12 protein-coding genes are annotated in these 14,143 nt (G+C 61.0%); 2 read left to right on the forward strand and 10 right to left on the reverse strand.

All coding sequences use genetic code 11. The annotated features are described in order from the left end of the window. Positions 1 to 41 precede the first annotated feature (41 nt). From L8K08_RS06630 to leuC, 3 genes are all read right to left on the reverse strand, one after another. Positions 42 to 806, reverse strand: coding sequence for a class I SAM-dependent methyltransferase (locus tag L8K08_RS06630; RefSeq protein WP_242195198.1), 765 nt, complete (start codon positions 804 to 806; stop codon positions 42 to 44). A gap of 129 nt (positions 807 to 935) precedes the next feature. Further along, complete coding sequence (leuD, locus tag L8K08_RS06635) at positions 936 to 1,580, reverse strand: 3-isopropylmalate dehydratase small subunit (RefSeq protein WP_242195201.1); 645 nt, start codon at positions 1,578 to 1,580, stop codon at positions 936 to 938. 10 nt (positions 1,581 to 1,590) lie between these two features. Then, positions 1,591 to 3,009 carry a 3-isopropylmalate dehydratase large subunit gene (gene leuC, locus L8K08_RS06640; protein WP_145166122.1) on the reverse strand — a complete coding sequence of 473 codons (1,419 nt, stop codon included), beginning with the start codon at positions 3,007 to 3,009 and terminating at the stop codon, positions 1,591 to 1,593. A gap of 147 nt (positions 3,010 to 3,156) precedes the next feature. Between leuC and L8K08_RS06645 the strand changes: the two genes are divergently transcribed. Then, positions 3,157 to 4,047: a LysR family transcriptional regulator gene (locus tag L8K08_RS06645; RefSeq protein WP_106576678.1), complete on the forward strand. Its 891-nt coding sequence runs from the start codon at positions 3,157 to 3,159 to the stop codon at positions 4,045 to 4,047. Between the two features lie 65 nt (positions 4,048 to 4,112). Further along, positions 4,113 to 7,391, forward strand: coding sequence for an EAL domain-containing protein (locus tag L8K08_RS06650; protein ID WP_242195205.1), 3,279 nt, complete (start codon positions 4,113 to 4,115; stop codon positions 7,389 to 7,391). Between the two features lie 3 nt (positions 7,392 to 7,394). Here L8K08_RS06650 and L8K08_RS06655 read toward each other — a convergent pair whose 3' ends face one another. The 7 genes from L8K08_RS06655 to L8K08_RS06685 all read right to left on the reverse strand — a co-directional run bounded on the left by L8K08_RS06655 (position 7,395) and on the right by L8K08_RS06685 (position 14,059). After that, positions 7,395 to 8,678, reverse strand: coding sequence for a hypothetical protein (locus tag L8K08_RS06655; RefSeq protein ID WP_242195212.1), 1,284 nt, complete (start codon positions 8,676 to 8,678; stop codon positions 7,395 to 7,397). Positions 8,679 to 8,783: 105 nt separating this feature from the next. Further along, positions 8,784 to 9,734 (reverse strand): CsgG/HfaB family protein, encoded by a 951-nt coding sequence (locus L8K08_RS06660; protein WP_242195215.1) that lies wholly within the window; start codon positions 9,732 to 9,734, stop codon positions 8,784 to 8,786. A gap of 88 nt (positions 9,735 to 9,822) precedes the next feature. After that, complete coding sequence (locus tag L8K08_RS06665; protein WP_242195218.1) at positions 9,823 to 10,818, reverse strand: hypothetical protein; 996 nt, start codon at positions 10,816 to 10,818, stop codon at positions 9,823 to 9,825. 364 nt (positions 10,819 to 11,182) lie between these two features. Next, positions 11,183 to 12,142 carry a tRNA-dihydrouridine synthase family protein gene (locus L8K08_RS06670; RefSeq protein ID WP_242195221.1) on the reverse strand — a complete coding sequence of 320 codons (960 nt, stop codon included), beginning with the start codon at positions 12,140 to 12,142 and terminating at the stop codon, positions 11,183 to 11,185. 55 nt (positions 12,143 to 12,197) lie between these two features. Further along, a complete protein-coding gene (locus L8K08_RS06675) occupies positions 12,198 to 12,632 on the reverse strand; it encodes a thioesterase family protein (protein WP_242195224.1) in 435 nt (144 codons plus the stop codon). Between the two features lie 38 nt (positions 12,633 to 12,670). Next, positions 12,671 to 13,504, reverse strand: a complete 834-nt coding sequence (locus L8K08_RS06680; RefSeq protein ID WP_242195227.1) for an alpha/beta fold hydrolase — start codon at positions 13,502 to 13,504, stop codon at positions 12,671 to 12,673. Positions 13,505 to 13,519: 15 nt separating this feature from the next. Continuing rightward, a complete protein-coding gene (locus tag L8K08_RS06685) occupies positions 13,520 to 14,059 on the reverse strand; it encodes a TetR/AcrR family transcriptional regulator (RefSeq protein ID WP_083357717.1) in 540 nt (179 codons plus the stop codon). Between the last annotated feature and the right edge of the window lie 84 nt (positions 14,060 to 14,143).

Consider the following 14,143-nt stretch of genomic DNA (forward strand, 5'->3'; position numbering starts at 1 on the left):
TTCATCAAGCGACCCGCCCGTGGGCAGGTCGGGAAAATTAATCAGCGTTCGGCAAACACCACCAGCACGTCGGTGCTGAAGGTGCCGTCGGCTTGAATCTCGTAGTAATCGCGTACTTCCTGGCCCATCGCCTGCTGCAACTCGAGGATCGCGGCGCGCAATACCTCGGGTGTACGCATGCGCTCCACCCACGAGGTGTATTCCAGGCGCAGGCGCTGACGGCTGCTGTTGCGGACGTGCAAGCCGGCTTCGCTGAGCTGGCGCATCCATTCGGCGGCGGAGTAATCGCGCACGTGACTGGTATCGCGCAGCACTTCGACGGTTTGCAGGTAAGTGTCCAACAGCGGGCTGCCCGGTGACAAGACATCGACAAATGCCGCGATGCCGCCAGGCTTGAGCACCCGACGCACCTCGCGAAAGGCCAGGCCAAGGTCGCTCCAGTGGTGGGCCGAGTAACGGCTGAACACGAAGTCGAACTCGCCATCGGCAAATGGCAGGCGCTCGGCGGCGCCATGCACGGTGCGGATGTTGTTCAGGCCACGCTCTTTTGCGGCGGCTGCCACCACGTCGAGCATTTGCTGGGACAGGTCGTAGGCCACCACGTCTTTAACCAGCGGCGCAACGTGGAAGCTCACATGCCCGGCACCGCAACCCAGGTCCAGCAGTCGTGCGGCGCCCTGCCCGGCCAGTTCGGCCTGCAGCAGTGCGAATTCGCTGCCTTGAGCGTGCACGGCACTGCTCAGGTAGGCCGAGGCCTGTTCGCCGAATTGTTTTTGCACGACTTGGGTGTGGGCGGTGTTGGTCATGGTGGCTTTCCTTGGGTTTTGGGGTGGTTGTACGGGCGCTATCGCAGGCAAGCCAGCTCCCACTGTTGGAATGCATTCCAAGGTGGGAGTCGGGCTTGCCCGCGATGGGGCCCGCACGGTTACCGCAAATCAGACATCGCGAAACAACCAGGGCTGGCTCGCCCGGTGCTTGGTTTCAAACGCGGCAATCGCATCGCCGTCCTGCAAGGTCAGGCCGATATCGTCCAGGCCATTGATCAGGCAGTGCTTACGGAACGCATCGACTTCAAAGTGATAGACCTTGCCGTCCGGACGGGTCACGGTCTGCGCGGCCAGGTCAACGGTCAGTTGGTAGCCGACATCGGCTTCGACCTGCTTGAACAGCTCGTCCACTTCGGCGTCGCTCAAGATGATCGGCAGCAAGCCGTTCTTGAAGCTGTTGTTGAAGAAGATGTCGGCGTAGCTCGGCGCGATGATGCTGCGAAAGCCATATTCTTCCAGGGCCCACGGCGCGTGTTCACGGCTGGAGCCGCAGCCGAAGTTCTCGCGGGCCAGCAATACGCTGGCGCCTTGGTAACGCTCGGCGTTGAGCACAAAATCCTTGTTCAACGGGCGCTTGGAGTTGTCCTGGTAGGCGTAGCCCACGTCCAGGTAGCGCCACTCATCGAACAGGTTCGGGCCAAAGCCGGTGCGCTTGATCGACTTCAAGAACTGCTTGGGAATGATCTGGTCGGTGTCGACGTTGGCACGGTCCAACGGCGCGACAAGACCGGTGTGTTGGGTAAAAGCTCTCATCGGGTATTCCTCAGATCAATTCGCGAACGTCGATGAAACGACCGTTGACGGCAGCGGCGGCGGCCATGGCCGGGCTGACCAGGTGGGTACGCCCACCGGCGCCCTGACGCCCTTCGAAGTTACGGTTGGACGTGGACGCGCAATGCTCGCCCGACTCCAAACGGTCCGGATTCATCGCCAGGCACATGGAGCAGCCCGGCTCGCGCCATTCAAAACCGGCCTCAAGGAAGATCTTGTCCAGGCCCTCGGCTTCGGCTTGCGCTTTGACCAGGCCCGAACCTGGCACCACGATGGCTTGCTTGATGGTCGAGGCCACTTTGCGGCCTTTGGCGATCACCGCCGCGGCGCGCAGGTCTTCGATCCGCGAGTTGGTGCAAGAACCGATAAACACGCGGTCCAACTGGATGTCGGTAATCGCCTGGTTGGCTTTCAGGCCCATGTACTTCAAGGCGCGCTCGATGGAGCCACGCTTGACCAGGTCGGTTTCCTTGGCCGGGTCCGGCACGTTCTGGTCAACGGCCAGGACCATTTCCGGCGAGGTGCCCCAGCTGACTTGCGGCTTGATCTGGGCGGCGTCGAGTTCGACCACGGTGTCAAACACCGCATCGGCGTCGGAGACCAGGTCTTTCCAGGCTTCGACCGCTGCGTCCCAATCGGCGCCTTGCGGGGCGAATGGGCGGCCTTTGACGTATTCGACGGTTTTTTCGTCTGCCGCGACCATGCCGACACGGGCACCGGCTTCGATGGACATGTTGCAGATGGTCATGCGGCCTTCGATGGACAGGTCGCGGATGGCGCTGCCGGCGAACTCGATGGCATGGCCGTTGCCGCCGGCGGTGCCGATCTTGCCAATCACGGCGAGCACGATGTCCTTGGCGGTCACGCCGAACGGCAAGGTGCCTTCGACTTTAACCAGCATGTTCTTCATCTTTTTGGCGACCAGGCACTGGGTGGCGAACACATGTTCCACCTCGGAGGTGCCGATGCCATGGGCCAGAGCGCCGAACGCGCCGTGGGTGGAGGTGTGGGAGTCACCGCAAACCACGGTCATGCCTGGCAAGGTGGCGCCCTGCTCCGGGCCGATCACGTGCACGATGCCCTGACGCACGTCATTCATCTTGAATTCGGTGATGCCATATTCATCGCAATAGTCGTCGAGGGTTTGCACCTGCAAACGCGACACCTGGTCGGCAATGGCCTCGATGCCGCCCTTGCGCTCCGGGGTGGTCGGTACGTTGTGGTCCGGGGTGGCGATGATCGAGTCGACGCGCCAAGGCTTGCGCCCGGCCAGCCGCAGGCCTTCGAACGCTTGGGGCGAGGTCACTTCATGGATGATGTGACGGTCGATATAGATCAGCGACGAGCCATCGTCGCGCCGTTTCACTTCATGGGAATCCCAAAGCTTGTCGTAAAGCGTTTTGCCGGCCATCAGTCGGTCCTCATCATCGGTCTTTCTATGCCCCGGGCCTTGAGACATTCAATAACCCTTTGGCTTGTGAGGCTGATGGTATGGCGCTACATTAAATAACTCAAATTCATATTTTTTATGCTTTGGATTACCAACTGGAATACTTCAATGGACTTGGCCAACCTTAATGCCTTTATTGCCATCGCCGAGACCGGCAGCTTCTCCGGCGCCGGTGAACGCCTGCACCTGACCCAACCGGCCATCAGCAAGCGCATTGCCGGGCTGGAACAACAATTAAAGGTACGTTTATTCGACCGCCTGGGCCGTGAAGTCGGCCTGACCGAGGCCGGGCGCGCCCTGCTGCCACGTGCTTATCAGATTCTCAATGTGCTGGACGACACCCGCCGCGCGCTCACCAACCTGACCGGCGAAGTCAGCGGCCGCCTGACGTTGGCCACCAGCCACCACATCGGCCTGCACCGCCTGCCACCGATTTTGCGCACCTTTACCCGCGAGTACCCAAATGTAGCGCTGGATATTCAGTTCCTCGATTCGGAAGTGGCCTACGAGGAAATCCTCCATGGCCGCGCTGAAGTGGCCGTTATTACCCTGGCGCCCGATCCGCACAACCTGGTACGCGCCACACCGGTGTGGGACGACCCGCTGGATTTCGTGGTGGCGCCCGAGCACAGCCTGACCGCCAATGGCACGGTCAACCTGGCCGATATCGCCAAACACCCGGCGGTCTTCCCCGGTGGCAACACCTTTACCCACCATATTGTCAGCCGCTTGTTCGAAGCCCAGGGCCTGACGCCGAATATCGCCATGAGCACCAACTACCTGGAAACCATCAAGATGATGGTGTCCATCGGCCTGGCCTGGAGCGTGTTGCCGCGCACCATGCTTGATGAACAGGTGGCAAGTATCGCTTTGCCGGGCATACAGCTCAGTCGCCAGCTAGGCTATATCGTGCACACCGAAAGGACGCTGTCGAACGCTGCGCGGGCTTTCATGAGCCTATTGGATGCACAGGTCGATCTGCCAGGGACACCGGCATGAAGCTGTGCGGCCTCAAGGCCTGAATAAACCGCGCCGAACCCCCATTGAGCCAAGGCCCTTTGATAATGCGCAACCCCGTCGATTCCGTGCCACCCCTGCCCCGCATTTACGCCCTGGACCCTCAAGAGGCGGAACGAAGCTGGGACAGCGCCCCGCAGTTGCTGGCAGCCCTCAACGCTGCCCGCCTGGGCGCGTGGTGCTGGGAAATCGACACGGGCAGGATCAGCTGGTCACGCGGCACCCAGGCGCTGTTCGGCTACGATCCGCGCCAGCCGCTGCCCAAAGACCTGGATTACCTGGATCTGCTCGCGCCGTCGGACCGCGCGCGCGTGGTGCGGGCCTTTCACGCCGTGCTGGCGGGCGAGCCGTTTGAGCAGGCCATGCACCACCACATCCAATGGCCGGATGGCAGCCATCACTGGCTGGAAATCAACGGCAGCCTGGCACCGGACAAGACCGGCCGGCGCCGCATGATCGGCGTGATCCGCGAAACCACTCGCCAGCGCGAGCGCGAGCACGCCCTTATCCACTCGGAAAAACGCTTCGCCACGCTGTTTCATCTGTGCCCCAATATGGTCCTGCTGACCCGCCAGGCCGACGGCCTGATCAGCGAAGCCAACCAGTATTTCGAGATGCTCTTCGGCTGGCCCGTGGCCCAGGCCATCGGCCGCACCACGCTGGACCTGGGCCTGTGGCGTGACCCGCAACAGCGTGCGCTGCTGGTCAGGGCCACCCAACGCAAGGGCGAACCCATCAGCATGGAAGTGCAGTTCTGCGCCAGCAACGGCCAGATCCACGACGGCACCTTGAGCGCACAAAAAGTCGAGCTGGAGGGTGAGGCCTACCTGATCAGCACGTTTGTCGACACCACCGAACGCAAAAACGCCGAGCAGGCGCTCAAGGACAGCCAGGAGCGCCTTGACCTGGCCCTGGATTCGGCACAGCTGGGCACCTGGGACTGGCATATCCCCAGCGGCATGCTCTATGGCTCGGCCCGCGCAGCGCAACTGCACGGCCTGGAGGCGTTGCCGTTTCACGAACCTTTCGATGCGTTTTTTGAAGGCATGTCCGATGAAGAACGCGAGGGCATGCGCAACGCCTATCGCAGCCTGCGTGAAGGCCCGGGCGGCAACTACCAGTTGACCTACCGCGTCCAGATGGAGGACGGCAGCGCTCGTTACCTGGAAAGCCGCGCGCGGCTGTATCGCGACGAATCGGGCAAACCGTTGCGCATGGCCGGCACCTTGCTGGATATCACCGACCAGGTGGAACGCGAGCAGCGCATCACCGCCTCCGAAGAAAAGTTCGCCAGCCTGTTCCAGGCCAGCCCCGACCCGATCTGCGTGACCTACCTGGACAGCGGTGCCTTTATCGAAATCAACCCCGCGTTTACGCAGGCCTTTGGCTGGACCGCCGCCGAGGTGCTCGACAAAAGCGCCGACCAGATCGGGCTGTGGGATGACTCGAGCAAGCGCCTGCAACGTATCGAGCGGGTGATTCGCGAGCAGTCATTAAACAATGTCGCCATTGGGGTGCATCACAAAAATGGCCAAAGCCTGACCTGCGTGATTTCCAGCCGCTTGATCAAGGTGGGCGACCAACCCTGCATCGTCACGACCCTGCGCGATATCACCCAGCAACAACGCTCCGAGGCCGCCCTTAAGGCCAGCGAAGAAAAATTCGCCAAGGCCTTCCATTCAAGCCCCGACGCCATCTCCATCACCGAACGTGACACCGGCCGTTATGTGGAGGTCAATGACGGCTTCTGCCGCCTCACCGGCTACCGCGCCGAGGAGGCCATCGGCCTGACGCTGTATCAGATCGGCATCTGGGCTGATGAGAATCAGCGTGCGGCGCTGCTGGCCGAACTGCAGATCAAGGGCCGAATTCATCACCTGGAAATGCTTTGGCACAACAAACGTGGCGAATTGTTGGCCGTGGAGGTGTCGGTCGAACCGATCACCCTCAATGAAACGCCGTGCCTGCTGCTGACGGCGCGGGACGTGAGCCTGCTGAAAAACGCCCAGGCGCAGATCCGTCACCTGGCCTATCACGACCCGCTGACCAACCTGCCCAATCGTGCATTGCTGATGGACCGCCTGAGCCAGCAGATCGCCCTGCTCAAACGCCATAACCTGAGGGGCGCCCTGCTGTTTCTCGACCTCGATCATTTCAAGCACATCAACGATTCCCTCGGCCACCCGGTGGGCGACACCGTGCTGAAAATCGTCACCGCACGCCTCGAAGCCAGCGTGCGCATGGAAGATACGGTGGCGCGCCTGGGCGGCGATGAGTTCGTGGTGCTGCTCAGCGGCCTGGAAGGTACACGCGTGGAAGTCAGCGCTCAGGTACAGGAACTGGCGGACACCCTGCGCGAATTGCTCTCGGAACCGATGTTCCTCGATGGCCATCGCCTGCAGGTCACGCCGAGCATTGGCGTGGCGCTGATCCCCGACCACGGCTCGACACCCTCAGACCTGCTCAAGCGTGCCGACATTGCGCTGTATCGGGCCAAGGATTCAGGACGCAACACCACGCAGATGTTTCATAACAGCATGCAGAAAACCGCCAGTGAACGCCTGCGCATGGAGACCGACCTGCGTCTGGCGCTGTCACGCGGTGAGTTCAGCGTGCATTACCAGCCTCAAGTGGATGCGCGCGGCAACCGCATCATCGGTGCCGAAGCGCTGGTGCGCTGGCAGCACCCGCAACTGGGAGCGCAGTCACCCACCGAATTTATCAAAGTGCTGGAAGACAGCGGCCTGATCCTGGAAGTCGGCACCTGGATTCTTGATGAAGCCTGCGGCGCCTTTGCCCAATTGATCGCCGATGGCCTGGTGGACCCGTTGAATTTCAGCCTGTGCGTGAATATAAGCCCGCGCCAGTTTCGCCAGAACGACTTCGTGGAGCGGGTGGAGCGCTGCCTCAAGCAGCATCACCTGCCGTATAGCCTGCTGAAACTGGAAATCACCGAAGGCATCGTGATCCAGAACCTGGATGACACCGTGGCCAAGATGCGCCGCCTGAAAAAACTCGGCGTAAGCTTTGCCATGGATGACTTCGGCACCGGCTACTCGTCGCTGACCTACCTCAAGCGCCTGCCGGTGGATGCGTTGAAGATCGATCAGTCCTTTGTGCGCGACGCCACCCACGACCCCAACGATGCCGAAATCATCCGCGCCATCGTCGCCATGGCGCGCAGCTTGAACCTGGAAGTGATCGCCGAGGGCGTGGAAACCCCGGAACAACTGGCATTCCTGCAAAAGCTGGGCTGCCATTTGTTCCAAGGGTATTTACACAGCCGGCCTCTGCCCATCGAGGCGTTCAGGAAGCTATTGGTGTGACCCTTACACCAGCTTCAATGCGCGAAACCCGCCGTTCATCCATCGCGATGACGCCAGGTCCTGCTTTCGCCCATAGAAATCCAGCGCGCCATTGATGACCGCGACCGAGTGGCCGGTGTCCGCCAGCGTGCCGACCGCGCCCCGGGCCAGTTCTTCAACCGTGCTTTCACGTATATAGGCGTACAACCCAAGCCGCCGGAGCGCCTCCCCCGGGTACTCGCCGTCGTTGAGGGTGTGCAGGGCCGTTGCATAACTCTGCCCGGCGCGCATGTCGTTATTTTCCAGGTGCGCGCGCTTGGCACTGACCGCGTACAAGAAGTTGGCGTAGTTGATCAACTGCGTATTGCTGCCGTGGAAGTTTGACGCGACGATGGCCTGGCGCAGCTCATCATGGGTCACCGTCAGCGTGAAGGAGTCCCTCATGACCACCTCAAAACCGTCGGGGGTGACTTGGATGCGCTTATAGATTCCCTGGGGGTCCTGCCAGAACCGGATGATCGCCGCCTTGATCGCCGACACCGTGACGCAATTGCCTTCCACGCCCTGATAAAAACCACCCCAGATCTGTTCGGGCGTCATGCCGGACACGACATCGGACACCTGCCGGGCGTTGTCGGGTGCCGCCGGCTTGTCGTCGAACAACACGTACCCGTAACCCTGCGTGGTCTGGCGCCGCTCGTCGTAATAATGGCTTACACCGTCCATCACCAGCGCCGAGCCAAAGCTGTGAGTCTCCATGACCCCTACCGCACCCTTTGCCTGCATGACACTTGACGGCACGTACTGGCACAGGCCGAACAGGCCCATACCCTGCAAACACCGCAGGACGGTTTCGCCCTCCAGCGTTTTTGCCAGCGCGGCTTCAAACGTCGGGTAATTGCCGGTAAGTTGCTTGCGCTTTACGAACGCCGCGAACACAAAGTTGGCATCCTTGACTGCCCCGCTATCGTCGCCACTGAACCTCGAAGCCTGCGTCGCCTGCGCCAACTCCTGGCGAGACAACTGAACCTTGAACTCGTCCTTCATGGTGATGTGATAGCCATCGCCCGTGGCAGTCAGCGCATTGAACATGCCAGCCGGGTGCTGCCCGAAGGTTGTCATCATCAGTTTGATGACGGCTGCGTGGGTGCTGGTGTCAAAGTGCTCGCCAAACTCCCCCCGCGCCGCATTGAATGCACGGATGATATGCGCAGGTTTTTCCCCCGCACGTTTTGACGAAAACACCGAAGCCGCGTCGTCGTACCCGTTGGCCGGCGAGCCTGGGCCATTACTTGCTGTGATATTCATTCACTGATTTCCTGAGACTTACCGAAGCAATAACCTGCAAAACACAATCGGGGCGGGGCGACGCTGCGATGGGTTGAGCCGCCCGCATCGCCTGTGGTCGCCCCCCTAGAAAAGCGCTATCGCCTGACCGCGGGCAGGCGTGGCGCCCCTGCGCCCCCACAACTCTTCGCGGCCGTTGATCACCGCCACCGAATGCCCGGTGCGATTGCACATGCCCAATTGCCCACGGGCGAGTTCCCGCACAGAGACCGTTTTCATGTGCTCGCGCAGCCCCAGCCGCATGAACCCCTCCCCTGGCCCACGCTCATCCTCACCGTTATTCAGGCTGCGAATCGCCGCCTGATAACTTCTGCCCGCCGTGTAATCGTTGTTTTCCATCTGTGCACGCTTGGCACTGACCGCAAACAGAAATTGCGCATCCTTGAGCATGCCCTTGTCGTGCCCTCTGAACCTGGCGCCTCGCGCACCTTCGGCCAATTCACGGTCAGTCAGCGTGAGCTGAAAGTCATCGCGCATCACCACTCGATAACCGCCGCTGAGGCGCGTGACTTGTTGGTAGATATCCGTGGGGCTTTGACCAAATCGGTGCATCGCCGCCTTGATCGCCGACACCGTCACGCAGTTGCCATCGGGGCCTTGGCGAAACCCACTCCAGATGTTGTCCGGCTTCGCACCGCCGCGCTTGTTTGAAAGGCACGCGAGCGCGGCTTCGGAATTGGGCCTGGGAGTGACCGGCTCGTGCACTACCGACGGATTGACCGGTGGCGTGGGTATAACGGGGACTAACTTATCTTTGGTGGCCGACAACGCCCTCAATATCTGAGTCAATAAAGAACTCAACAGCACCGCAAACGACTGCACCGCATCACGTTCATTAACGCCGCGCACCCGACGTGCTGAACCGTTGATAGATGGCCGACAAACAGTTGCAGCAGTCTTTCTTTCAATCACGCTCAAGTGAACATCCGCTGCATGATTGGCACTTGTTAAATCACTATTGATCACCTGCCTGACATCGATGACACGCGCGATATTATTAATTAAACAGTTAGACATATTCCCCCCATAGAGCAGGCGCCTCTTCGCAACTTATAGCCACAGAGGCGCCTGCACGCTTCAAGAAGTTAAACCAAGTGTGGGACTATCAGGCCTTAAACATTGGCTTGGTATTTAACCGCCAGTTTCTTGGATCAAAATAATCTTCAACCGGGCCTGGGCTGGTTAAGTCCGGAACCGGCGTATCAGGCAAGGGCTTTGGAGCGACGTCCGGCACCACGGAGGGCGTTGGCTCTGGCTTAACCACCGGCGTGACGATGCCTGGCACCGCATGTGTGTGGTCTGGCTTGATCTCGGTCTTTGGCGCAGGCGGCACGCCAGGCTTGGTATCCGACTCGGCTTCAGGCGTGACGGTGCCGGGTACCTCAGGGGTGTGTTCTGGCGTGATATCAGCCTTCACGTCCGGTGTTACACCCGGCTTGATCCCCGGTTGCGGGGCGGTTTCAGGCAATGGCGACAGATCCAGCACACGCTTCAGTCGTGGGACGTTGTTCACAACCGCCTGCGCATCCGTGCAATGGCAATGACCGGCGTTCACATTGACGTGTACGTTGGTCTTACCGTCATTCGTCACGGTAATCGCCGGCTCGGGCGCGGGCAGATGTGGTAGCGCAGCTGGCGCTTTGAGAGCAGTGGGCACTACCAGTGCAGCGTCCATCAGCTGCAGCTTCGCTTGCGGCTCCGGCACCTGCGGTTTCGCCGGCAAGTTGCCTACATCCGGCGAACTCGGCTGCTTGGCGACCTCGGAATTCACCGGCAACGTGCGCGCCTCAGGCTTGGCGTCTGGCACAACGCCCGGGCCGGACAGCAGCGCGGGCGTTAAATCCTTTCCGGCGACCATTTCGCGTATAGCCTTGAAAACCTGCTCGAGCATGTCAAATAACCGCGTGAGCGCAGCACCCGGAATCATCAGTTCGTTGGGCGAGAACCGGGAGTTATCAGTACTCAGCGGCGTATTGGCAACACGCGCACCGGAAACCTGCACCTCTGTCGTTTCAGCAAACTTAGCGGATGAAATACTGTTTCGATCAAGGACAGACGCATTAACTTTCATGAACGATGGATTATTAACCGACAGCGACATTTAGCAATTCCTTATTCAACAGAGCCTGGCCGTATCAGCGGACCAGAGAAGTGAGAGTGTTAATAGCTGAAAACAACCACGTTGCTTCACAGTCCTTACTTTCGTGGAAAGTTAGGCTATCGAGTTCCGCCAATCGCAGCTCATATAAGGAAACCAATGCGCGTTATCAGACTTTGCCGCATGAACTATCGCGACAAACCGCGAGGCAAGCCGATCTTGGCGCTAAAAAATCGTCACACCCGTTAATACACTGCAGGCATGCAACTCACCGACAAGATTAAACCGCCTGTTCGCCAATTTTTTGTGCTAGCCCACAAACGAAAAAAGGGCGCCAATGGCACCCTTTTTTAGTGAACGTGAACAATCAGGCTGCAATGGGGTGTTGCATGCCCAGCAGGTGGCTGACGCTCTTCAAATCCGTCTCGCGCCGCAAGGCGGTAAACAGCACCACTGCTTCGGGATAATTGCGCGTCAGCATCGCCAGCCATTGCTTCAACCGGCCAGGCGCCTGCTTTTCAGTCAGCTGCGCCACTGATTGGGTCCAGAACGCCTGAAGCATCGGCTGCATCTGCGCCCAGGTCATTTCCACCACCTCTTCGCCCGCCTTGGCTGCCACAATTTGGCGCGCCAAGTCAGGCCGTGCCACCAGGCCGCGACCAAGCATGATGTCTTCGACGCCGCTGATTTCACGGCAACGCTTCCAGTCTTCGACGCTCCAGATATCCCCATTGGCGAACACCGGCACCTTGACCACGTCCTGCACCCGCGGGATCCACTCCCAGTGGGCCGGCGGCTTGTAGCCGTCGGTCTTGGTACGCGCATGCACCACGATATGCGCCGCGCCGCCTTCAGCCAGCGCCGTAGCGCACACCAGCGCACCGTCCGGGCTGTCGAAGCCAAGGCGCATCTTGGCGGTCACGGGGATATGCGCGGGCACGGCACGGCGCACGTGTTCAACAATCTGATTGAGCAGCTCCGGCTCCTTGAGCAGCACGGCGCCGCCGCGCGACTTGTTGACCGTCTTGGCCGGGCAGCCGAAGTTCAGGTCAATCACCTGGGAACCCAGCTCGCACGCCAGCGCGGCGTTTTCGGCCAGGCACACCGGGTCGGAACCCAGCAGCTGCACACGCAACGGCACGCCCGCCGCGGTGTGGGCACCGTGCAGCAGTTCCGGGGCGAGCTTGTGGAAATAGGCGGGGGTCAGCAGGCGGTCGTTGACGCGGATGAACTCGGTCACGCACCAGTCAATACCGCCCACGCGGGTCAGCACATCGCGCAGGATGTTGTCGACCAACCCCTCCATGGGCGCCAAAGCAATTTGCATGGAAAACACTCAACAAAAATCGTGGCGCAGTTTACTGGGTTTCCTGCAAAAAACGTTAACCCCCTGTCAGCGCGGGACCGTAGCCGTCGAGAAATTCGGCCGGCATACGCTTGGGCTTGCCCGTGGAGAGTTCGATGCAGACAAACGTGGTGTGCGCGCGCAGCAAGGTCGCGCCGTCGCGAGGACGGACCAGCTGGAAACGGCGGGTCATCTTCAGGCGCTGGTCCCATTCGACGATCCAGGTCGCCAGCTGCAGCTCATCACCTTCGTAGCCGGCCGCCAAGTAGTCGATCTCATGGCGCACCACGGCCATGGCGCGGTCGAGCCGGCGGTATTCGGTAAGGTCCAGCCCCAGGCGCTGGGAATGGCGCCAGGCGCAACGCTCCAGCCACGACACGTACACCGCATTGTTGGCGTGCCCGAGGCCGTCGATGTCTTCAGCGCCAACCTGCAGATCGATGATGAATGGCGTTGCCAAGTCCCAGCCCATGCCTTGCTCCAGTCGATTGATGTCGGCGGGGCAGTGTATCAGGCCGTTTGCCGCGCCTGTAGACGGCGGCCGGCCAACAGGGCAAGCACACCCTCGATCACCCGCGGATCGGCCAGCACTTTCTGGTGCCCGCCTTGTTCCAGCCGCAACAGGCGGCTGTCGAACCAGGCCTCGTGAATGGCTTGTGAGGCTTTGACCGGGACAAAGGTGTCGTCTTCGGCGTGCACGATCAAACCGGGGATATTGAGCTGGTAGTGAGCCACGTCCAGGTGTTTGAGCGGCATGCCGAAGGTCAATTCAACTTCCTGGATAAACGCCGAGCGCGCCCGTGGCGGCAACCCGACCATGCCGGCAAAACCGCGCAGCACGTCGAGAAAGCGCGAAGGCGCCGCAATGCTCACCAGCGCCTCGGTACGCAGGCCCAGCTGAACCGCCAGCATCGCGCTGGCACCGCCCATGGAATGCCCCACCACCGCGTGCAACGGCGGCAACTCGGCGGCGGCTTCAAGCATGGCGCGGGCGAACAGCAGGACATGCGCCTCGCGCCCCGGTGAACGGCCGTGGGCCGGACCGTCGAGGGCAATCACCGAATAGCCGTCATCCACCAACGCCGTGATCAGGCTGGCGAACTGTGTGGGGCGCCCTTCCCAGCCGTGCATCAGCAGCACGGCGGGGCCCTGGCCCCAACGCAACGCCGACAGGCCGAAACGCAAGGTGATGCGCTCCGATTGCGCCAGCAGCGGCAACTCCCAGTCACGCGGCGGCAGATTGCGTGGCGTCATGAAGGTACGACGCAACTTGCTGGCCACCAGGTGCGGCGCCACGCGGCCGACGGTGCCATTGAAGCCTCGAATCCAGGTTAATGCGCCCATCAGGCGACTCCTTTTTCAGCGCACCGCCGATTTGGCCGCGCGCAACACGCGGTCCGACAACTCGCCCGGCCCGAGCGCGCGGGCCAAGGCCAGGCCGCCGATCATCAAGGCCATATCCGCCAGGGCTTTGTCGGTGTCCTCCGGGCTGGCAGCCAATTGCGCGGCCATCAGCTCCGTATGCTCGTTGAGTGCCTGGCGAAACTCATCCGGCAAGCGGCTCATCTCGCCCACAGTGGCGGGTATCGGGCAGGCCTGGTCCGTGGAGTCACGGTGCTTGCGCGACAGATAAAACGCCGCCACCAGGCCTCTGCGCTCCTCACCGGTGAGTTGCGCGTCCATGTCGTCGATCGACGCGCGCCGCCGGGCGAGCAACTGGGTGAAGGCCTCCAGCATCAACGCGTCCTTGCTTTCAAAGTGCGCGTAGAAGCCGCCGACCGTAAGCCCGGCCGCGCCCATGACTTCGCCGACACTCGGTTCGGCCGGGCCGCGCTGGATCAACGCCGCGCTGGCAGCCTGCAAAATGCGTTCGCGGGTTTGCGCTTTTTTATCGCTCATCGTTGCCTCCGTCTCTCATGGGTTGAATATTATTACCATAATAATATTTCGCAAGCCACCCGCGTGACCGCTCGTCCGAGCAGC

The sequence above is a fragment of the Pseudomonas sp. TREG-RG-20F-10-E-6-01 genome, assembly GCF_022662455.1.
GTDB lineage: Bacteria > Pseudomonadota > Gammaproteobacteria > Pseudomonadales > Pseudomonadaceae > Aquipseudomonas.

Coding starts and splice junctions, on each gene's coding strand:
- L8K08_RS06630 (WP_242195198.1), bottom strand. CDS start 806: ATGACCAACACCGCCCACACCCAAGTCGTGCAAAAACAATTCGGCGAA.
- L8K08_RS06655 (WP_242195212.1), bottom strand. CDS start 8,678: ATGAATATCACAGCAAGTAATGGCCCAGGCTCGCCGGCCAACGGGTAC.
- L8K08_RS06650 (WP_242195205.1), top strand. CDS start 4,113: ATGCGCAACCCCGTCGATTCCGTGCCACCCCTGCCCCGCATTTACGCC.
- leuD (WP_242195201.1), bottom strand. CDS start 1,580: ATGAGAGCTTTTACCCAACACACCGGTCTTGTCGCGCCGTTGGACCGT.
- leuC (WP_145166122.1), bottom strand. CDS start 3,009: ATGGCCGGCAAAACGCTTTACGACAAGCTTTGGGATTCCCATGAAGTG.
- L8K08_RS06675 (WP_242195224.1), bottom strand. CDS start 12,632: ATGGGCTGGGACTTGGCAACGCCATTCATCATCGATCTGCAGGTTGGC.
- L8K08_RS06665 (WP_242195218.1), bottom strand. CDS start 10,818: ATGTCGCTGTCGGTTAATAATCCATCGTTCATGAAAGTTAATGCGTCT.
- L8K08_RS06660 (WP_242195215.1), bottom strand. CDS start 9,734: ATGTCTAACTGTTTAATTAATAATATCGCGCGTGTCATCGATGTCAGG.
- L8K08_RS06670 (WP_242195221.1), bottom strand. CDS start 12,142: ATGCAAATTGCTTTGGCGCCCATGGAGGGGTTGGTCGACAACATCCTG.
- L8K08_RS06645 (WP_106576678.1), top strand. CDS start 3,157: ATGGACTTGGCCAACCTTAATGCCTTTATTGCCATCGCCGAGACCGGC.
- L8K08_RS06680 (WP_242195227.1), bottom strand. CDS start 13,504: ATGGGCGCATTAACCTGGATTCGAGGCTTCAATGGCACCGTCGGCCGC.
- L8K08_RS06685 (WP_083357717.1), bottom strand. CDS start 14,059: ATGAGCGATAAAAAAGCGCAAACCCGCGAACGCATTTTGCAGGCTGCC.